17 protein-coding genes are annotated in these 20,348 nt (G+C 66.2%); 7 read left to right on the top strand and 10 right to left on the bottom strand.

What is annotated here, in order from left to right; genetic code table 11:
* Positions 1-164: 164 nt before the first annotated feature.
* The 4 genes from Q0627_RS10900 to Q0627_RS10885 all read right to left on the bottom strand — a co-directional run bounded on the left by Q0627_RS10900 (position 165) and on the right by Q0627_RS10885 (position 4,353).
* Entirely contained in the window at positions 165-962 is a 798-nt protein-coding gene (locus tag Q0627_RS10900; protein WP_298809741.1) for an NADPH-dependent oxidoreductase, read from the bottom strand.
* Positions 963-1,163: 201 nt separating this feature from the next.
* Positions 1,164-2,120: a TauD/TfdA family dioxygenase gene (locus Q0627_RS10895; protein ID WP_291018102.1), complete on the bottom strand. Its 957-nt coding sequence runs from the start codon at positions 2,118-2,120 to the stop codon at positions 1,164-1,166.
* Between the two features lie 51 nt (positions 2,121-2,171).
* Positions 2,172-3,488: an NtaA/DmoA family FMN-dependent monooxygenase gene (locus Q0627_RS10890; RefSeq protein ID WP_298809736.1), complete on the bottom strand. Its 1,317-nt coding sequence runs from the start codon at positions 3,486-3,488 to the stop codon at positions 2,172-2,174.
* Positions 3,481-4,353, bottom strand: coding sequence for an LLM class flavin-dependent oxidoreductase (locus Q0627_RS10885; protein WP_298809733.1), 873 nt, complete (start codon positions 4,351-4,353; stop codon positions 3,481-3,483). The genes Q0627_RS10890 and Q0627_RS10885 overlap by 8 nt, the downstream gene beginning before the upstream one ends.
* A 266-nt stretch (positions 4,354-4,619) precedes the next feature.
* Between Q0627_RS10885 and Q0627_RS10880 the strand changes: the two genes are divergently transcribed.
* The 3 genes from Q0627_RS10880 (at position 4,620) to Q0627_RS10870 (ending at position 8,105) form a co-directional block, all read left to right on the top strand.
* A complete protein-coding gene (locus Q0627_RS10880; protein ID WP_298809731.1) occupies positions 4,620-5,771 on the top strand; it encodes a thiolase family protein in 1,152 nt (383 codons plus the stop codon).
* A gap of 227 nt (positions 5,772-5,998) precedes the next feature.
* Entirely contained in the window at positions 5,999-7,189 is a 1,191-nt protein-coding gene (locus Q0627_RS10875; protein ID WP_298809728.1) for an acyl-CoA dehydrogenase family protein, read from the top strand.
* A gap of 79 nt (positions 7,190-7,268) precedes the next feature.
* Positions 7,269-8,105 (top strand): mycofactocin-coupled SDR family oxidoreductase, encoded by an 837-nt coding sequence (locus Q0627_RS10870; RefSeq protein ID WP_298809725.1) that lies wholly within the window; start codon positions 7,269-7,271, stop codon positions 8,103-8,105.
* Between the two features lie 157 nt (positions 8,106-8,262).
* On the opposite strand, the gene Q0627_RS10865 is transcribed toward Q0627_RS10870, so the two are convergent.
* Positions 8,263-10,935, bottom strand: a complete 2,673-nt coding sequence (locus Q0627_RS10865; RefSeq protein WP_298809722.1) for a LuxR C-terminal-related transcriptional regulator — start codon at positions 10,933-10,935, stop codon at positions 8,263-8,265.
* Positions 10,936-11,252: 317 nt separating this feature from the next.
* Here Q0627_RS10865 and Q0627_RS10860 point away from each other — a divergent pair, with 317 nt between their 5' ends.
* Positions 11,253-11,648, top strand: coding sequence for a nuclear transport factor 2 family protein (locus Q0627_RS10860; RefSeq protein ID WP_291014696.1), 396 nt, complete (start codon positions 11,253-11,255; stop codon positions 11,646-11,648).
* 39 nt (positions 11,649-11,687) lie between these two features.
* Complete coding sequence (locus Q0627_RS10855) at positions 11,688-12,185, top strand: flavin reductase family protein (protein ID WP_291014699.1); 498 nt, start codon at positions 11,688-11,690, stop codon at positions 12,183-12,185.
* A 10-nt stretch (positions 12,186-12,195) separates the two neighbouring features.
* Here the strand turns inward: Q0627_RS10855 and Q0627_RS10850 are convergent, their stop codons facing one another.
* The 4 genes from Q0627_RS10850 to Q0627_RS10835 form a co-directional block, all read right to left on the bottom strand.
* Positions 12,196-13,131: a MetQ/NlpA family ABC transporter substrate-binding protein gene (locus tag Q0627_RS10850; RefSeq protein ID WP_298809715.1), complete on the bottom strand. Its 936-nt coding sequence runs from the start codon at positions 13,129-13,131 to the stop codon at positions 12,196-12,198.
* Positions 13,128-13,988 carry an ABC transporter permease gene (locus Q0627_RS10845; RefSeq protein WP_298809712.1) on the bottom strand — a complete coding sequence of 287 codons (861 nt, stop codon included), beginning with the start codon at positions 13,986-13,988 and terminating at the stop codon, positions 13,128-13,130. Before Q0627_RS10845 ends, Q0627_RS10850 begins: the two co-directional genes overlap by 4 nt.
* Entirely contained in the window at positions 13,969-14,835 is an 867-nt protein-coding gene (locus tag Q0627_RS10840) for an ABC transporter ATP-binding protein (RefSeq protein WP_291015080.1), read from the bottom strand. The genes Q0627_RS10845 and Q0627_RS10840 overlap by 20 nt, the downstream gene beginning before the upstream one ends.
* A gap of 85 nt (positions 14,836-14,920) precedes the next feature.
* Positions 14,921-16,102 (bottom strand): ABC transporter substrate-binding protein, encoded by a 1,182-nt coding sequence (locus tag Q0627_RS10835; protein WP_291015078.1) that lies wholly within the window; start codon positions 16,100-16,102, stop codon positions 14,921-14,923.
* A gap of 321 nt (positions 16,103-16,423) precedes the next feature.
* On the opposite strand from Q0627_RS10835, the gene Q0627_RS10830 reads away from it, so the two are divergent.
* Both Q0627_RS10830 and Q0627_RS10825 read left to right on the top strand, forming a co-directional pair.
* Entirely contained in the window at positions 16,424-17,542 is a 1,119-nt protein-coding gene (locus tag Q0627_RS10830; RefSeq protein ID WP_291015076.1) for an acyl-CoA dehydrogenase family protein, read from the top strand.
* A 102-nt stretch (positions 17,543-17,644) separates the two neighbouring features.
* Positions 17,645-18,574, top strand: coding sequence for a LysR family transcriptional regulator (locus tag Q0627_RS10825; protein ID WP_298809705.1), 930 nt, complete (start codon positions 17,645-17,647; stop codon positions 18,572-18,574).
* Between the two features lie 375 nt (positions 18,575-18,949).
* Here Q0627_RS10825 and Q0627_RS10820 read toward each other — a convergent pair whose 3' ends face one another.
* The gene (locus tag Q0627_RS10820; RefSeq protein WP_298809702.1) at positions 18,950-20,221 is read right to left on the bottom strand and encodes an acyl-CoA dehydrogenase; all 1,272 of its coding nucleotides are present in this window, start codon (positions 20,219-20,221) and stop codon (positions 18,950-18,952) included.
* Between the last annotated feature and the right edge of the window lie 127 nt (positions 20,222-20,348).

The following is a 20,348-nucleotide window of genomic DNA, read 5'->3' as shown; positions in this document are numbered from 1 at the left end:
CGCGACCAAGCATCTTGATCCCTGAGGCCGATGCCGCGGCGTTCGGTCTGCTGCTGTCGCGACCATGCATCTTGATCCCTGAGGCCGAAGCGACGAAGGAGCGAGGGTCGCGAAGGGTCCGGTGACCTGGCTGCACGACGAAATCACCTCAAACCGGTTGAGAATCAACGAGAAGGAAGTCCTCGGGTTTCGAGCTGGTCCCGCAGCTTCTCCCGCCCGTGCAGCGACGCGACGGTGCCCAGGCGGGTGAGCACCCGGCCACTCCAGGTGCCGTCGAGGCCGTGCCGCCGGTTGTAGTCGGCCAGCGACTCGTCGTAACCGGTGATGTGGGCGTCGGCGGCGGCAGCGTCGTACTGCTCCTGATGCAGAACGGCCTCCTGTGGCAGCCGGGGTTTGATGCCAGCGTTCTCCGTCGGGTCCGGAACACCCACGGCCAGGCCGAAAGTGGCGATCGTGTGCGGTGGCAGACCCAACTCGTCGGCCACCTCCAGCGGCTTGTTGCGCAATGCACCGACGAAAACCGTTCCCAGGCACAGTGATTCGGACGCGACCACGGCGTTCTGGGCGGCCAGGGCGGTGTCGACGAACCCGATGATGGTGGTTTCCAGATAGTCGGCACCGTCCAGTGGTGCGTTTTCGCGTTCGGCAACGCGGCGTGCCCGGCCGAGGTCGGCTACCCACACCAGGAACAGCCCGGCCTCGTTGATGAACTGCTGATTATTGGCCAGCGCAGCCAGCCGGGCCTTGCGCTGTGGGTCCCGGACGGCAATCACGCTCCACGGTTGCAGATTCGACGACGTCGAAGCCGACTGCGCTGCAGCGACTATCGCCTGCAACTGCGCGTCGTCGACGGGTGTGTCGAGGAACTTGCGCACCGATCGGTGGGCGAGTTGGGCGGCGATAATGTCGCTGGTGGTGGTCAGGGTCAACGCTGCGTCGGCATACCGGGCGGCGATGGTCATGCTGAATCTCCTTGATTCATAGTGTGATTCCCCAACTCACCGTCGTTGGTCGGGGTGTGATGAGCGTAAGCGACGAGCCTCGAAACCCGGTGAGACGATATTGTCCGCTCGCCAGGTTTCGAGGCTCGGTCGCTGGGCGACCTCGCACCTCAGCCGGCAATAGAGGGCGGAGAGGTGGTGTTGCTGGGGTGAAGGTTGTCCTTACGCACCCAGGAACTGCTCTCCTGAGACGAGTTCGGACTGGCGGCCGTCGACACCGCGCGGCACGTCCCCTTCCAGAGTGACCCGGTAGAGCACCCGGTCGTGGCCGAGGTGACCGGCGTCGGCGATGGCCAGGTGGGCGGTGGCCCGATTGTCCCAGAAGGCGATACTGCCTGGGGCCCAACGGAACCGGACGGTGTACTCGGTGCGGGTGGCCTCGCGCCACAGCAGTCGCAGGATCTCGTCGCTCTGCTCCGGTGAGAAGCCCCGGATCTCGCGGGCACCGCGGGTGAAGCCGGGACTCACGAACAGGGCCCGCTCACCGGTTTCCGGGTGCACCCGCACCGCCGGATGGTAGGCGACGAGGTTGGCTTCGGCGATCTTGCGGGCGCGCTGGCTGCCCTCGGCGGCCCGCGCCGCGAACTGGTGCCGGATGTCGATGCGGTCGGCCAACTCACGGAGCTGCCTGGGCAAACCCTCATAGGCGGCAACGAGATTGGTCCACGCGGTGTCGCCGCCGTACGGCGGCAAGATATCGGCACGCAGGATCGATGCGGCCGGCGGGTTGACCAGCGCGGTGACGTCGGTGTGCCAACTGTGGTCGTACGAGGTGCGCTTGCGGCCGAGGTTCTGGTCGTAGCGGCGGCTGTCGATGGGAAGGATCTCCGGGAAACCCGCCGGTGGGTTCTCCTCGTGCGGGTGTGCCGGGGTCACCTTGCCGAACCGCCGGGCGAATGCGACCTGTTCGGCGTGGCCGATCTCCTGGTCGCGGAAGAAGATCACCTTGTAGCGGTGCAGTGCGTCGCGGATCTCCTCGACCGTGTTCTGGTCGAGATGATCGCGCAGGTCGACACCGCCGATCTCGGCGCCGATGTAGCCGGCGGAGGGGGAGATCTCCAGCGAGCCGGTGTGGGCGGGTGCGTCCTGTACTGGGGCTGCTTCCTGTACTGCGGTCATGGGCTGTGTCCTTCTCTTTCTCTGGGTTGAATCATCTTGTGGTTGTTCGTGTTATCCCGCGAGGGAGACCGAGGTTCCCGATCCGGGGAACGGCACACCGAATCGTTCACGCAGCGTGGTGGATTCGTAGTCGCGGCGGAACAGTCCGCGGCGCCGCAGGATCGGCACCACTTCGTCGACGAAGATCTCCAGACCGTCCGGGAAGCGGTCGGGCATCAGGTTGAATCCGTCGGCGGCTCCGGCGTTCCACCAGTGTTCGATGGTGTCGGCGACCTGCTCGGGTGAGCCGACGATCTTGCGGTGCCCGAATCCGCCGCCGAGCCTGCCGAGCAGTTGCCGGACCGTCAGGTTCTCGTCGGCGGCCAGCCGGATCACCGACTCCCGGAAGCCGAGCGAACCGCGGAACCGGGTCGGATCCACCGGTTCGGCGAGCACCGACTTCGGTAGCGGCGCGTCGAGATCGACGGCCGTGAGATCGATGCCGAGGGTCGCCGAAAAGCGAGCTGCCGCATGGCTTGACGGTGCGAGCGCGGCCGATTCGTCGTCCCGCGCGCGGGCCTCGGCCTCGGTGCTGCCGATGACGGTGATCAGCCCGGGCAGGATGCGGACGTGCTCGGGATTGCGACCCGCTTTGGCCGCAACGGATTTGACGTGCTGATAGTGCGCGATGCCCGCCTGCAGACTCAGTTCGGCGGAGAACACCGCGTGCGCCTGGCGTCCGGCGAGTTCGCGGCCCGCCGGTGAGCCGCCGGCCTGCACCAGCAGTGGCTGGCCTTGCGCGGAGGGGGGAACGGGCAATTGTCCTGCGATGGTGAAGAACTCACCGTCGAAACGCACCGGCGTCCGGTTCCGGGCTGACGCCCACAGTTCGTTGACGGCGTCGACGAACTCCGCGGCGCGACGATAACGGGTGTCGCGGTCGGGTAGTTCGGTGAGCCCGAAGTTTCCGGCGATGTCCTCGGCGTAGGTGGTGACCACATTCCACGCCACCCGCCCGCCGGACACATAGTCCAGCGACGCGATCCGGTAGGCGAGTTCCCACGGGTCGTTGAAGGTGGTCGACAGGGTGCCGATGAGGCCGATGTGCTCGGTGGCGGCGGCGACCGCGCCCAGGATCGTGGTGGGTTCGAGTGCCCTGCCGGGTTTGTGCCGCGGATCCTCCCGCAGGCCCGGGCCGTCGGCGAGAAAATAGCCGTCGAGGGTGCCGCGTTCGGCGATGCGCCCGACCTCGGTGAAGTACTCGGTGTCGACGAACGAGAGCGGATGCAGGTCGGCGGACCGCCAGGCGTCGTGGGTGATGCCCACGTCGAGAACGTTGACATTGAGTATCACGTGGCCGGGACGGTTGGTGGGGGAACGGTCAGGCACGGGACACCTCCGGGGTGGCTGGTTCGGTGGGAAAGACGACGCGGCCGGCCGCGGCCGGACCGGGGACCGGCAAGCCCAGGACCGCGCGCAGCGTTGCCGGTTCGTCCGGTGATCGGTCGACGGCGGGCAGGACGGTGAGCAGTTCATCGAGTTCGCGGGCATCGTCGGGCCGGTACACGACGATCCGACTGCCGCTGCTCGCGCCGGCCGGCACCACGATATCGGCCACCGAAACCAATTCCCTTGCAGCCAAGACAGATACAAAGATCGGAGGCCATACCTGGGGGCTGGTCGGCACCTGGAACGGTCCGGCGATGTCGTACGCGCCGTGGTGATCGATCGCCACGATCCGTTCCGATTCGGCGAATACCCCGCTGTCGCGGTCGGCGACGATGGTGTCGGCCGGAAAGCTGCGCCACAGCTCACGGATCGCCGTCACCGCGTCGGCGGCCCCGGCCGCGTCCTCCCGGGCCCACGGATTCCCCGCGGTCGCCGTGGGATCGCGTTCGGCGACGGCCAGCCCCGCACGGCCCCGGGTCGCGTGATCGACCCCGGCGACCCGGCGGGCCAGATTGTAAGGATGATCGCGGTGGGTGGCGGCGGCGATCACCAGACCGACGCTGCGGGTGTGCGCTGCCAGTGTGATCGCGGCGATGCTGGGGTCGAGCCCGGGACCGGCGACGGCCCTTGCGGCAGGAGGATCGAGCAGATCCGAACCCAGGATCACCGCGTGCGCCACCGCGTCGAGCCGCCTGCCCAGTTCGGTGGGCTCCTGTGGGCGATGCGGGCCCAGAACCTCTGCCAGCAGGGGCCGGGTGAGTGCGATCAGCACGAGTGGTGGACCGGAAACAGGTGGTGCGGACATGCGTTTGAGGATCGTCCGGGCCGGCCGGACGAAACAGGTAAGCGCGCTACGTGATCGAAAAAGGTGATACGGGCGGGTTCCCGACAGGCGCCCGCCAGTGGTTCGACGCCATCGCAGCCGAGTGCTTCGATATCGCCGACGACGAATACGCGGCGAGCACACAGGCTATCGTGCCGAAAGGTGCCGCGCGGTCGGCAATCGCGATCTGTAAGGCACCCGTGCGAAATCGTGCGAATCCAGCCAGGCGCAGACAAGAGGAGTGATCCATGCCGACTCGTGACGCGGTGATCGTCGAGGCCGTCCGTACACCCATCGGAAAGCGCAACGGATCGCTCGCCGGGGTCCACCCGGTGGATCTGTCCGCCATCGTGCTGAAAGAACTTGTGCGTCGTACCGGCATCGATCCGGAGACCATTGACGATGTGATGTGGGGGTGCGTCACTCAGCTCGGCGACCAGTCAAGCAATATTGCCCGCTTCGGTGTGCTGGCGGCAGGCTGGCCGCAGTCGGTTCCGGGGGTGACCATCAACCGCGCCTGCGGTTCGGGTCAGCAGGCCATCGAGTCCGCCGCGCACGCTGTGATCGCCGGTGCGTACGACATCGCTGTCGCCGGTGGTGTGGAGACGATGTCGCGGGTGCCACTCGGCGCCACCCGAGCTTCCGGATTCCCGTACGGGCAGACGGTTCTCGACCGGTACGGCGTCGACAAGCTCGATCAAGGCATCGGCGCGGAGATGATCGCCTCGCAGTGGGGACTGTCGCGGTATGCCCTCGACGAATATGCTTCGCGGTCACACGAATTGGCGGCCGCAGCCATCGACAGTGGTGCATTTGAGTCGCAGATCGTGCCTGTCGACACCGAGGACGGCCCGTTCTCCGTCGACGAGGGCCTGCGGCGCGGCACCACTCCGGAGAAGCTGTCCGGGCTCAAACCGTCGTTCCGTGGGGACGGAGTCATCCACGCCGGCAACGCCTCCCAGATCTCCGACGGTGCATCGGCGGTGATGATCATGACATCACAGAAGGCGGCCGAGCTCGGTCTGACCCCGATCGTGCGTCTGGTAGCGGGCACCGTGGTGGGCGACGACCCGGTCAAGATGCTCACCGGACCCATCCCTGCCACGCAAAAGCTACTCGCCCGCACCGGGTTGAGTATCGATGACATCGGTGTGGTGGAAATCAACGAGGCGTTCGCACCCGTGCCGATGGCCTGGCGGATCGACCTCGGTGCCAGACTCGATCGGCTCAACCCGCTGGGCGGGGCGATCGCGCTTGGCCATCCGCTTGGCGCAACAGGCGGATTCCTCACCACCAAACTGATCAACCATATGCGCGACAAGGGAATCCGCTACGGTCTGCAGGCCATCTGCGAGGGCGGTGGCACCGCCAACGCCACCCTGTACGAACTCATCGAATAGCTGCCCCCGGCTTCTTGCCCCGTTAGGTTCTTCTCGCTTTCGGTGAAGTTTGCTGTCCTTCACAGTGGGCAAGCAGCGCGAAGGCGGTAAGTGGCTGATCTCCGCGTTCGATCCCGTGTGAGCGTGATCACGTAGCGGACCACGTAGTCCACCCGCTGCGAGCGCCGGCCCTCCACCGGCAATGTGATTCGGGTCATAGACGACACCGAACCGGCCAGGAGGGCCCCATGACCGCAACCGAACTCAGCCCGGCACCGACCGAGCTCGCCGCTCCCGACTACATCGCCCGCGCTCGCGAGGTGGCCAAGGTGATCGAGGCCGAGGCCAACAACATCGAAGAGGCGGCGACCATCACCCGCCCCGTCTACGAGGCGCTGGCCGACGCCGGGCTCTTCTGGATCCTGATCCCCGGCGCGTACGGCGGCGGCGGTACCGACATCGTCACCGCCTTCAAGGTCATTCAGGAGATCTCCCGCGCCGACGGTTCCACCGGCTGGGCGTTCATGGCCAACATCTGCAGCGCGGCCGTCGCCGCCGGCTTCATGAATTCCGAAGGCGGACAGGAGATGTTCGGCGGGGAGAACAAGGCGATCACCGCCGGCATGGTGGTGCCCACCGGCAAGGCGACCCGCGTCGACGGTGGCTACCGGGTGGACAGCCGGTACCAGTTCGCCAGCGGCTCGGCGCACGCGAGCTGGATCGGAGCCGGATTCGTCGTCGTCGACGACAACGGCGAACCCGTTCTCGTCGACGGCGAACCGCAGTGCCGGATCGCGTTCCTGCCCCGCGACGAGGTCGAGTTCCTCGGCAACTGGGATGTCATGGGCATGGTCGGCACCGGCTCCTACGACTACGCGGTCAAGGACCGGTTCGTGCCGGACAAGTTCACCATGGAGACCTTCGCGACCGTCCCCACCCAGGCCGAACCGGTCTACCAGCTCGGGCTCCTCGGCATCGGCGTCGGCGGTCACGCACCGGTGGCGCTCGGGCTCGCGCAGCGGGCGCTGCAGGAGATCGCCGGCATCGTCAACAACAAGATCCGGCCCGGCTACGACGGCCCGGTGGGTGACTCGGACCTGTTCCAACTCGACTTCATGCGGCACGAGGCGAAGTTCCGGGCGGCGCAGGCCTACGTGTACGAGGTCTTCGGGGACGCCGAAGCCACCGCGGCGCAGGGGAACGAGATCTCCGACGAGCAGCGGGCCCGGATGCGGCAGGCCACCACCTGGGTGCAGGAGGTGACCGGCGAGGTCGTCATGTTCGCGCACCGCTGGGCGGGCAGCGCCACGGTCCGCAACCCCAGCGCGCTCGGCCGCTGTGTCCGCGACGCCGCCGTGGCAACCCAGCATGCGCTCATCGACCGGATGACCCTGGTCGAGGCCGCACCCGCGATCCTGCCCGGCTACCAGAACCGCTGACCGCTTTTCACTCTTCGCCGACCCTGTATCCGACACCGTCGGCACATTTCACCGAAGTATGCGCAAGGAGGCGCACATCATGGGACAACTCGACAACAAGGTGGCACTGGTCACCGGAGCCGCACGCGGACAAGGACGTTCGCACGCCATCAGGCTCGCCGAAGAAGGCGCGGACATCATTGCGATCGACATCTGCGCCAAGCTCGGCACCACCGAGTACAAGGGAGCCACACCCGAAGATCTGGAGGAGACCGCCCGCTTCGTCGAGAAGACCGGCCGGCGCGCGGCGACCTCGATCGTGGACGTCCGGGACCTCAAGGGTCTGGAGCAGGCGGTGAAGGAGGGGATCGCCGAATTCGGCCGACTCGACACCGTGGTGGCCAACGCCGGCATCTTCTCGTCGGCACCGCTGCACGAACTCACCGAGACGCAGTGGAACGAGATGGTCGACATCAACCTCACTGGCGTGTGGAAGACGATGCGCGCCACCGTTCCCTACCTGATCGAGCAGGGTGAGGGCGGCTCGATCATCCTCATCAGCTCGACCGGTGGCCTGCAGGGGTTCCCCAACTTCGCCCACTACGTGGCCGCCAAGCACGGGGTTCTGGGTCTGGCCCGGACTGCGGCGAATGAGCTTGGTGCGCACAGTATCCGGTGCAACTCGATCCATCCGACATCGGTGCTGACCGACATGATCGACCACGAGGCCATGTACCGGCTGTTCCGCCCCGACCTCGAACACCCCACCCACGAGGATTTCAAGGAGGCGTGCGAGCAGGGCATGAACCTGCTGCCGACGCCGTGGGTGGAGCCGCGCGACATCTCCAACGCGGTGCTGTGGCTCGCCTCGGACGCCTCGCGCTTCGTCACCGGCATCGCGCTGCCGGTGGACGCGGGCACCCTGTGCAAGGTGTAGTGACACGGCCCGAGGCGTAACACCCCGATCGCCTCACCGAAAATAGACTTCTGCCCCGGGCGGTGCGAAAACGCCTGCCCGGGGCAGAATTCCAGTTTGTGTGGGGACTCATCCGGGGAATGCGGGAAGTCGGTCCGGAACAGATCAGGCCAGATCCTCAGGACGGCGAGACACGGGAGCCGGAGATCGCCGCGGCCATCTGCGTCCGGCGGGTGAGATTGAGTTTGCGCAGGGCATGCTCGACATGGCCCTCGACGGTACGGGGCGAGAGGACGAGCCGCTGCGCGATCTCCTTGTTGGTCAGGCCGTCGGCCACGAGCACGGCGACCTCCTGCTCGCGCTGGGACAGGGAACCGAGCAGAACGGTGTCGTGAGCCGGCGGTGAGCGCCGGACGACGGCCGGACTGCGGTCGTCGGTCACGGCGGCGGGCGCGTCGCCTGGGGCCCCGTCGCCGGCGATGTAGTCGAGTAGCTCCGATGTGGACATCGCTTCGCCACGGGCCCACCAGGTTTCGAACGTGGACTCACCGAGATCGGCGCGGGCCGTGGCAACCGCGTCCGCGCGCAACGCATTCCAGTGCTCCGATCCGTACAGTTGCTGCCCGAAGAGCCCCCACAGCGCCGACGCCGCACCGAGTACCACCGCGGCACGCGTCCCGGACCCGTCGGCGGCCAGCGACCAGCCCAGCAGGTCGGCCATCAGCGTCATGCCGACGACGTCACCGAACGGTCGATGCTCACCGAGGGCCTGGGAAGCCAGTTCGGCGGCCCGGCCGGGTTCTCCGGCGAGCAGTGCCGTCAGACCGAGCCCGTAGGTTGCGTAGGAATGGAACCATTGTTCGCCCACGGCGGCGGTCGCCTCGTGCACCTGCGTGAAAACCGCCCGGCTGCCGTCGATGTCGAGAATCGAACTCAGCAGCATCCCGCGGTGCACCCGCAGGGTGGCCAGCAGATCGGCGTCGGATTCGCGGTAGAGCGCCTCAGCATGGTCGAAGTGTCTTCCGGCGGAAACGAAGTCGCCCGCGAAGAAGTCGCGCAGTCCGGTGGTGTGGATGGCGAAGGCCGTGGTCTGCCGGTCGTGGACACGATCGGCGAGGCTGCGGGCCCGCTGAATCGAGAAGGCCGCCGACTCGCGATCGCCCTGCAAGGTCTGCAGCAGTGCGAGGACCCCGAACATCCGCGCCTTGTTCCTGTCTCCTGCATGGGGTAGGTCCAGCGCTTTGGTCAGCCACATGCGGTGCTCCCGGCCGGATATGCCGCAGGCCCACAGGAATCGGGCCGAACCCAACGCGTGCGTGGCGACGGCGGTGAGGTCGGGGTCCGCGCGTGAGTCCATCGCGAATTCCAGTGCGGCGCGGACGTTTCCCAGGTTGTCCTGGACCACGGTGGCCTTGGTCACCTGGTCGGGACCGTACCAGTGGGTCGCCGAGTCGACCATGATCCGCGCGGACCAGGCCAGGAGCCGGGCGTTCATCGTGTCGCGGTCGCGGGGGACCAGTTTGCTCCAGCCGTACTCGCGGATCGACTCGAGGAGACGGAAGCGGGCACGCCGGTCGTCGGCGACGCGGGACACCACCGACTTGGCGACGAGCCCGGCGACCGCGTCGACGACCGATTCGGCGGGCAACTGGTCGTCGGCGCACACCTCGACGGCGGTGCCGAGATCGAATCCACCGATGAACACCGACAGGCGTGACCACAGCAATTGCTCAGGCGCGGTGCAGAGTTCGTAGCTCCAGTCGGTGGTGGCCTGCAGGCTGCGGTGCCGTGCGGTGCGGTCGCGCGATCCGACGGTCAGCATCGACATCCGCCGGTCGAGGAGATCGGCGAGGTCGTGCACCGACAGCACGTTCAGCCGGGTGCACGCCAATTCGATTGCCAGCGGAAGACCGTCGAGGCGTCGGCAAATCTGTTGTACAGCTTGATGATTGGCGTCGGTGAGCTCAAATCCGGCGAGAGCCGACGATGCGCGGCGGGTGAACAGTTCCACCGCGGCACTCACGTCGTGGGTGTCCTCGGTCGAGAGAGCTCCGAGGTGGAAGACGTACTCGCCCGGAATCGACAGGTACTCCCGTGAGGTCACGATGATCCGCAGCTCTGCCGTCGATGCGAGCAGGTGCGCGATCAGTGCCGCGGCGCCGTCGACGACGTGCTCGCAATTGTCGAGGACCAGCAGCATCCTGCGGGTGCGCAGGAATGTGGCCAGTGTGTCCGGCACCGATCGGTCGCTGGACTCCCTGCTGTTCAGAGACAGGGCATCGCATACGGATTGGGCCAGCAGGGATTCATTGCGGACCGCGGTGAAGTCGACGAACCGCACGCCGTCGGGAAAGGCGCGGCGAAACTCCTCGGCGGCGGCGATCGCCAGGCGCGTCTTGCCGATTCCGCCCGGGCCCACCACCGACACGAGCCGATGGTCGCCCAGGAGACGGCGTAGCTCGGCCAGTTCACCGCGCCGCCCGACGAAACTGGTTGCGGGGCGGGGGAGACCGGGCGTCGCGGTACCGCTCGATCGCCCGAGTTGAGCCGTGTTCTCCGAGCGGATCGTATTCACTCGCCGGGCCAGCAGGGTGCGTGATCGGGTCCAGCCGATCGACCGTCCGATCTCGGCGATCGTGACGTCGGGGTCGGTGGCCAGGATCCTGCGGATGTCGTCGTCGGCCTCGTCGGCGAGCGAGCCTTTGACGCTGCGATGATCCTCGGGCGGCGACGTCATCGCCAGAGCCCGCCGGACGGTATTGCGCGACATCCGAAGTCGTCCGGCGATCCCCTTGATCGTCTCGCCCTCGGCGTGGCACCGCCGAATCTCGGCCCACTCGTCAGCATTCACTTCGGTACCTCTCGTCCGGTATCGGCACCGTCGGGATCGCACATTCCCCACATTCGGTGATGCAGATCACTCTGCTGTCCGATGGCGCCTGCCGACAACCCCGGGGGTCAAGATGTGTCACCGCGGGTGTCGGGTGCGGGTGTGACAGTGGGATCACCCGTCAAGGAATGCCTCTTGACCAGGTCTTTCGCGCTGGCGTTCCGGTCCTGGGTGATTCGGGGTCCAGATCACGTAGTCGGCCGGTTACCCGACGGGCCGGTCGACCGCCACAGTGATGGTCGACACACCAACCCGATCACTTCCCGAGAGGACACATCATGACCCAGCAGAACGCAGACGCCCTGACCAAGGCCTTCGCCGCCGCCGACGCCGGCGACCCGAGCCTGCTCGTCGCCCTGTACGCCGACGACATGACCTGGGCGGGCTTCACCGTGGAAGGCGCGGTGCGCCTCTACACCAAGGGTGAGTTCCTGGGCGCCTTCGGTGTGGTGGCCAAACTCGACGAGGCCCGCAACGAGGTGGTGCACTGCGACGTCGTCGGCGACGAGATCGTCACCGCGAACGTCCACATCTACCGGCGTCTGGGTGACACCGTGCTCGACACCACGATGGTCATGGTGCACCGCTTCGTCGACGGACAGGTGAAGTTCGGCAACGACATGGTCCCGTCGTCGTTCGAGCAGTTCTGGGCCTCGGTGGGGATCACCGGGTAGTCACCCCGTCGGGATCACCGGATAACATAGGAGTTCGTCATGTCCGCACCACTGACCGACCTGCAGACCGAGTTCCGGCAGGCGATGGCCAATCTTTGCGCACCGGTCTCCATCATCACCGTGATGGACGGTGACCGTCCGCACGGCACCACCGTCAGCGCAGTGATGTCGCTGTCGATGGACCCGCTGCTGGTGGCCGTCGCACTCGCCGACACGTCCGAAACCCTGGCCCGGATCAGGGAATCGAAGGCGTTCGGTGTCAATGTGCTGGCCGGTGACCAGCACGACATCGCCGGCCGATTCGCGACGAAGGGGCCCGACAAGTTCGGTGACATCGACTGGCACCAGGTCGAGTCGGTACCGCGTATCACGGGCACGGCGGTGTGGCTGGCGTGCCGGGTGGCCGACCTGCTGCCGGGTGGTGACCACACCATCGTCGTCGGCGATGTCGTTGCGGCCGAGTCGGATACGGACGCGCAGCCGCTGACTTATCACCGGCGGGGATTCGGCACGCACGCGGCGCACGGCGATCGCTGAGGCCAGGCCGTCAGCTCGTGGCCGCCGCGGCGGCGATGTTCGCGCCGCGGTAGGTCCGGTTCAGGTAGCCGGCAAGCCGCGGATCCTCCAGCGCGCGAGTCAGTTCGAGCACGCGGGGATCACCGGCGAGCCGTGACGGCGCGACGAGGACGTGCGCGTACGGGTTACCGGGCCCGGGTTCGACGGCCAGGGCGTCGGTGGCCGGCACCAGTCCCAGACTCGCGGCCTGATCCGGATTGAGGACGATGGCGTCGTAGCTGTTGTAGGTCGACTTGAGGAACTCGTCGAAGCTGAGCCCGATCACGTCCAGATGCCGAGCCGAATCGAGGACGTTGGCCGCCGTGATGGTGAGATCCTGCGCCGAGGTGCCGCCGAACTTGCGGTCGAGGGTGACCAGTCCGGCCGATTGCAGCAGGTACAGGCCACGTGCGAAGCCGGTGGGAGTACTCGGCAGGGCGACCCGGGCGCCGTGCGGCAGGCTCGTTCCGGTGATGCTGTCGGCGACCAGCCCGGTGTTGACCCAGCTGCCGGTCTCCCGCAGATCTGTCCATTTGTGTGAATACAGCGCGTAAGGAACCACATTCACCCGGCCGGCGATGCTCAGATCGGTGATGCCACGATCGGTGGTGTCGGCCTCGAATGCCGGAGTGTGTTGGTAGAACGCCAGATCAGCTTTTCCCGCTGATACTTTCGCGTTGGCGTCGTCATCGGCATCCTCGATCTTGATCCGGATCTGTGTGCCGAGAAGGTTTTTCGACACGTACTCGAGAATGCCGCGGTCGGCACCCTTCCCCGCGTAGACGACGAGGGCGTCGCCGTCGGACCCGGAATCGTAATCGACGGACGTCTCCGATCCGCAGCCCGCAGTCATGACGGTCGTCAGCATCGCGATCAGCACGACCAGGGCGGCGCGCAGACGCGGACCGCGGATCGGAGGGGCGGTCATTTGTTGGTCAGTCCTCTCTGCCACGCCGTGGCCTTGTGCTCGACACCGGTCATGACGGCGTTGACAAGGATGCCGATGAGCCCGAGCGTGATGATGCCCGCATACATCTGCGGCGTCTGATACCGCAGTGCGGCATTGTTGATATAGATACCGATACCGTGTGCGCCGCCGACCAATTCGGCCGCCACCAGCGCGGTGAACGCGTTGGCGCTCGCGAGCCGGATACCGGGGAAGATGCCGGGGATCGCGGCCGGTAACACCACCCGGGTGAAGATGTACACGCGGCCCGCCCCCAGCGTCTTGGCGGCGTTGAGCAGGATCTTCTCCACGCCGTTGACCGCGCCGACGGTGGTGATGAAGATCGGCCAGAAGCACGCCCACACCACGATCGCGATCTTGGACTGCTCGCCGATACCGAAGAACACCACGAACACCGGCAGCAGCGCGAGCAGCGACAGATTGCGGAAGAACAGCAGCACCGGTTCGAGGAATTGCTGAACGATGCGGACATACCCGACGGCGATCCCCAAACCGATACCGGCGACGAGGCCGATCACGAAACCGATGAGCGCGCGCTGCACGCTCGGCGCGATCTCCTGGGCCAGCGATCCGTCGGCCAGTCCGTCGATCAGGGCGGTGAAGGTGTCCTGCGGCGTCGACAGGTAGAGCTTGTCGACATAACCGGAAGCGACGGCCGCCCACCACAGTACGAGAAAGCCGGTCAGGCCGATCGCGCCGTAGATGTATCGCTCGTACTTGACCAGATACGGGTTGCGGCGGGCAGGTGGGGTGAGGTCGTAGTCCTCATCGATTACCGACAGCCCCGCCGGGTCCGGCTTAGGCAGCGTCGTTGCCAACGTTGACCTCCTCGGCGAGAATCCCGGCCACCCTGGCCCGGATATGTGCGAAATCTTCGGAACTGCGCAATGTCTGGGTCCGCGGACGGTCCAGGTCGACGTCCAGGACGGTCTTGACAGCGCCCGGGGACTTGGTCATCACCGCGATCCGGTCGGACAGGAAGATGGCCTCGTCGATGGAATGGGTGACGAACAGAATGGTCTTCTTGTTCTCGCCCGACTCCCAGATGCGCAGCAATTCGCCCTGCAGGAACTCACGCGTCTGGGCGTCGAGCGCGGCGAACGGCTCGTCGAACACGAGCACCTCCGGGTCGTATGCCAGGACGCGGGCGATGGCCGCACGCTGGCGCATACCACCGGAAAGCTGGTGCGGCAGACGGTCGGCCGCAGCCGACAGACCGACGGTCTTGAGCACCTCGGCGGCCCGTTCACGACGCTCGGCCCTGCCGACGCCCCGGATCTTGAGGCCGACTTCGACGTTCTTCTGCGCGGTCAGCCAGGGGAACAGTGCGTAGCCCTGGAATACGACACCCACGTTCTTGTTGACCCCGGTGACCTGCTGCCCGTCGAGGTGGACCGAGCCGCCGTTGTAACTGTCCAGTCCGGCAAGGATATTGAGGAATGTTGACTTACCGCAGCCGCTCGGGCCGAGCAGCGACAGGAACTCGCCGTCGTTGATGGTCAGGTCGAATCCGTCGAGGACGGCGGTGACGTCCTTGCGGGAACCGGGTTTGGGGTAGAGCTTGCTGACCTTGCGGGCCACGATCTTGGGTGTAGCATGCCTCGGTGCCCTGATCGCGCTGCCCGCGGCGGCTGTTTGCTGCTCCACCAGCACTGTTCCGCTCATGGCAGTGGCCTTTCTGTGTGTGATTTGGGATGACGGTTCTCGGCCCGCGGCTATTTCTCCACGGGTGATGTTTCTTTCCGGTGGCCTATTTTTCAGCGGTGGCGAAGTCGACCAATGGGGTCTTGAAAACTCCCTTGTTGCGGAAACCCGGTAGTACCGAGGTGTTCTCGTCCTGATGGTCGAGCAGGTCGGCGGAGGTCGCGTACGGGTTGAACGCGTTGGTGGCGATGTCCTCGGGCTTGAGCTTCTCCGAACCCGCGAGCGGAGTGCCGGTGTCCTTCACCAGATCCCACCACAGTGCCAGACTTGCCTTGTCCAGCAGTGCATTCGGTGCGTAGTGCCAGTTGGTGGTCTGCTCCACCGGGTATCCGGTGGTCTTGCCGGCGATCTCCGCGGACTCCTTCGGATGGGAGTTGGCCCAGTTGGCGGTCTTGCCGATGATGCCGACGAACTCGCGGGCGGCGTCCGGATGCTTCTGCAACCAGGCGTTGCTGGCCACGAACGGGGCCTGGCCACCGAGCGGTCCCCAGTCGTCGTAGGAGGTGAACGTCTGGGTGAACTTGTCGGGTTTGCTCAGTAGCACACCCACCAGCGGCGGGTGGAACACCCCGAGGTCGACCTCGCCGCGCTCGATAGCGGGTGCGATCAGTTCCGGTTTGAGTTCGAGGAACTTGACCTTGTCCAGGTCGACACCGTTCTTTTTCAGGTAGCGCTTGATCACCAGGTCGGTGCAGCTGTTCTTGCCGGGGCCCAGACCGACCGTCTTGCCCTCTACCGCTTTGAGATCGGTCTTGGTGATGGGCGAGCCGGCCTTGGTGAAATAGGCCATATGCGGCTGATCGGGCAGATCGAGCATGCTGGAGGCGATCGCGGTGAACTTGAAACCCTTCACCTTGCCGTCAATGTCGTTGCTGAACATGCCGGTGGCGATGTCGACGCGATTCTGGTCCAGCAACTGCACCGCCGGAACGCTGGTCGCCGGACCGACGTATTCGGGTTTGACGCCGGCGTTCTTCCAGTAGCCGAGCTCGTCGGCGATCCGGACCAGCGACAGTGCCGTGGGCGAGTTGGCGAACCGGAAGGTGACCACGCCGTCGTCGGACCCGCCGACGCCGGAGCAGCCCGCGAGCACGGTAGGGGCGGCGAGGGCGGCGGCTACCGCGACGGTCAGCTTGCGTACGAATCTGCTGCTCCGGACTCTGCTGGTCAGCAATCGCGTGGTGCCCGTCGGTGACGTGTGTGTCGGTGCGATCTGTGTCGAACTCATCTGCAACCTCGGTATCGGTGTGGAGTCTGTGGAAGTGGGGGTCCTTGGGTGCACGTTGTGGGGATCGAAGTCCCTGCCATGCGCTGTAACTGAAAGGTATGGGTGCCGGGCGGGTAGGAAAATGGATAAACTCACCGTGGTCCCCAAAGTGGGCAGTGAGTTCTTGGAATTGTCGATAGCTGTTGTCCTACTACAGGATTCATGTAGTAGAAATGTGTCGACTAATTCTTGGGGGAATCGCGAAGAAATTGTTTACGATGGGAAAAAATCGACCGGGCCGGAATTCATTGGGTGTGGGTGCGGCGAACGTACGGTGACATCATGACCACCACAGCCGATATCACCTCAGCAGTCGTCACCGCCGCACTGGTCGACGCCGACCCGACGGCGCATCCCATGTACCAGGAGTTCGTGCGTTTCGCGGCCGAGGTACTGACCCCACGCGCCGTCGAGGTCGACCGCACCGAGGTTCCGCGCTCGCATATCGACGGCCTGCGGGAGATCGGCTACCACCGGCTGTTCGTCCCCGAACAGTACGGCGGACTGAAACTGCCGCCGCGGGTGGTGAATGCGGTGAACAATCTGCTGTTCGGCGTGGACCCGTCGACGGCGACGATCGTCACGCAGCACGGTGCGCCGGTGCTGCCGGCGGTCACTGCGGGAACCGATGACGCGCTTGAACTGCTGCCGAAGCTGGCCTCGGGTGAACTGATCGGCGGTGCGGGGATGGGGCATGTGCGGAGCTGGCCGAAACGCCGCGGCACCGTCGCCACCCGCGTCGCCGGCGGATATCGCATCGACGGGGTGATCGGGTGGCATTCGGGCTGGGGGCTGACCGACATCATCTGGCTCGGCGCCGTCGATGAGCAGCGCGAGGAATTCGTGTTCGGGATCGGCCATCTCGACGATGCGTCGATCAGCGGCCAGGTTCTCCCGCTCGCGGCGGTATATGGCTCCCGCACAGCGGAACTGAGACTCGACGGATACTTTCTGCCCGATGCGCTGGTCACGGAGGTCGTCGCCGTTGAGGAGTATCGTCACCGTGACGGCACCCGCGTGCAGGAATTGCAACGGGCCAAACACCTGAATCCCGACGTCGATGATGCGGATCTGGCCGCGATCGCGCCTGCCGGACCGTACGGTCTCGCCCGCGCCGCGCTCGATGACGCGCTGCGCATCGCCGGCGACGACACTCATTTGCTCGCGCTGTCCGCGGAACTGGAGACTGCGGCGGCCACACCGCTGCCGGATCCACAGTGGCGTGCGGTGCTCAACGAACTCGCTGTCCGCGCCACCACGGCGGCCGTCGTCGCGGCGGGCGGTGCGGCGCTGCTCGACTCCGACATCGCGCAGGTCCGGGCCCGTGCGGCGCAGTTCCTACAGGTGCGGGGGCTGGCACCGCGGGTGCGGACGGCGCACTTCGCGGTCTACGCACGGTGACTTGCCGTCGGTAGATTTCGCCAGGCTGGGTGCAACAGGGTGCTCCGGTGGCGCCCGGCACCATACTGGGGCTCCTGTCCGCGAACTGGAGGAGGATGTCTCATGCTGGACCTTCGGCGAATGATGTTGCTCTGCGATCTCGCGGAGCTGGGGACCGTCACTGCTGTGGCCGAACGTCGATCCATCACGAGTTCGGCGGTGTCGCAACAGCTTCGGGTACTCGAAGACGAGGCGGGGGCGACTCTGTTCCGGCGTGAGGGCCGGACACTGGGGCTCACCCGGGGCGGGCTGGTGCTCGCCGAACATGCCCGCCGCGTGCTCGGGGCGGTCGACGAGGCACTCAGCGCGGTCGCCTCCACCGCCGATCGGACCTCGGGGCGGCTGATCGTGGCGTCGTTCAATCTCGGTGTCCGGTTGCTCGCGGCCCCGATGACCGTCCGTCTCGCGCAGGTGGACCCCGAGATCGGTGTGCAGATTCGTCAGCTCGGTCGCGCCGACGCATTGCGGCAGCTGCGGCAGGGCGAGGCGGACCTCGCGATCACCTGCGAATACGACTTCGGGCGCCATGAATCGTTCAGCGGGCTGCGTGGTATTCCGCTGTTGACCGAGCCGATGGTGCTGCTCGCGGCGCAGAACCGGCATGCGGCGATCCGCTGCGGGGGTCTGGGTGCGCTGGCCGAGGATTCGTGGGCCACCGGCATTCCCGGTTCGGGACTGCACACCGCACTCCTGCGGGCCGCCGACAGGGTCGGCTTCACCCCGCACATCACCCACCAGACGATGGGGGCGGCCAACGCCTGCGAACTCGCCGCCGCCGGCATCGCGGTCGCGCTTGTGCCGGCGCTGGCGGTCTCCGAACAACTCGCACCGCTGGTGGTCGAAGGACTCGACCTGGAAAGCCGGCGTATCGAGGTGGTGACCCGCGCCGGGCGCCTGGAAGACCCCAACGCCCTTGCCGCCGTGCGTGTTCTGCAGGAAGTGGCCGCCGAAGTGGAGGCCTCGATCACCGGTTCGTGGGTCTCGGTCGCCTGAGGTGGCCGGTGTCGTTCGAGGTGGGTGCGTCAGGTGCCGAAAGGTCACCGGACCCTTCGTGACCCTCGCTCCTTCGTCGCTTCGGCCTCAGGGATCAAGATGGTTGGCGTGACAAGAACATCTTCTTCGTCGCTTCGGCCTCAGGGGGCAAGAGGGTTGGGGTGACCAAAGCATCTTCTTCGTTGGTTCGGCGTCGGGGGGCTAGAGGGTTGGGGTGGCCGAGCGTCTTCTTCGTTGTTTCGGCCTCAGGTTCGTTGTTTCGGCCTCAGGGATCAAGAGGGTTGGGGTGACCAAACGTCTTGATCCCTGAGGGCTGTCGCGCGAGCTTGCGAGCCGACAGCGTCACGAAGGGTCCGGTGACACCAGGCTCCCAGGTCAGAAGAAGCCGGCCTTGGGGATGGGGGTGCCGTTGACGGCATGATCGCCGAGTACCCGCGCCTTGTACGGGGTCGGGTTGTGGGAGAACAGGGTTCGCAGATTGCGCCAGTGCCGGTCGAGATGCGCCGACGAACGGGTGGCCGAAGCGCCGCCCACCGCGAACAGGTCGCCGGCGGCCTTCAGTGCCAGATCCTCTATGCCCACCTTGGTTTTCGCCGCCAGCAGCGAGGCATGCTGTTCCCGGTGATCGCAGACGACACCGTTGGCGATCGCGTACGCGGCCGCGTCGTCCTGGGCGTCGGCGGCGGCAAGAACCGTTGCTTCCGCAACGAATGCCGCGGACGACAGCCGACCGACGACCTCCAGCAACTGCGGGTCCTCGGTGGGATTCGGTGCTGCCGCATACACATACGTGCGGCTTCGGGTACGCAGTAGGTCGGCAGCGTCGGCCACCACCGCCCGCAGGATTCCGGCGGCGATCGCGTGCAGGATCAGCTGGGGCTGCGAACCGCGTGGCCGGGACGGATCCTCCGGGCTGTCGAATCGGATCAACTCGTCGGAGGAGACGTACACGTTGTCGAGAATGGTGGTGCCACTGCCGGTTTGAGCCTGTCCGATGCCGTCCCAGTCGTCGGCGTGGATGACGCCCTCGCGGTCGGCGGGGATGAGAGCTGCCCGCTGCGCACCGGAATCGTCACTGGCGGTGACCCTCAGGTAGTCCGAGTAGAGACTGCCGGTGCTGTAGAACTTCTTGCCGTTGAGCCGGAATCCGTCGCCGTCGACGGTGAGGGTGGTGTCGTAGTTGTAGGTGCCGACCGTCTTGGTGGTCAGTTCGGACGACACGCCGCCGTAGAGGACGCCGTCGGCGATGTCCGCGAGCCACTGCCGGTCGCTCTCCTGACCCCGCAGCCGCAGCCGGTCCTCGGTGAAACCCCAATGGATGCGCAGGATGTGTGGCACATCCGGATCGGCCTCGGCGAGCCGGATGATCAGGGTGTACAGGTCGCGCTTGGAATATCCGGCGCCGCCGAGTTCGATCGGCAGCCGAACCGCGCCGAGCCGGTGCGAGCGGATCAGTTTCAGCGCCAGTTCGGGACGGCCACCGCCGGACTGCCTGCGCCGCCGGGCATCCTCGGCGATCTCGGCGATGATCTCCCGCAGTTCGGGTGAATCGAGCGGCGGCGCCGCGGTGGGCTGACCGGCTGTGGACGGCGCCGGTTCAGCATCCGATTGTGTTGAAAGGGCGGGTGATTCGATGATGTCGGTCACAAGTATCTCCAGAATAGTCGTCAATTGCGGTGGCCCCATCGTGCGTTCGCCACCGTTTCCGGTCAACCTTGCGGCGCTAAAAGATTCACGTAGAAGAAGTTCGGCTATTCGGCGGCGCACTGTGCCT

Origin of the sequence: uncultured Gordonia sp., from assembly GCF_937858515.1 — a bacterium.
Lineage (GTDB): Bacteria > Actinomycetota > Actinomycetes > Mycobacteriales > Mycobacteriaceae > Gordonia.
The sequence above is the reverse complement of the archived record's forward strand: the minus strand, read 5'-3'. Positions and strand labels throughout refer to the sequence as shown.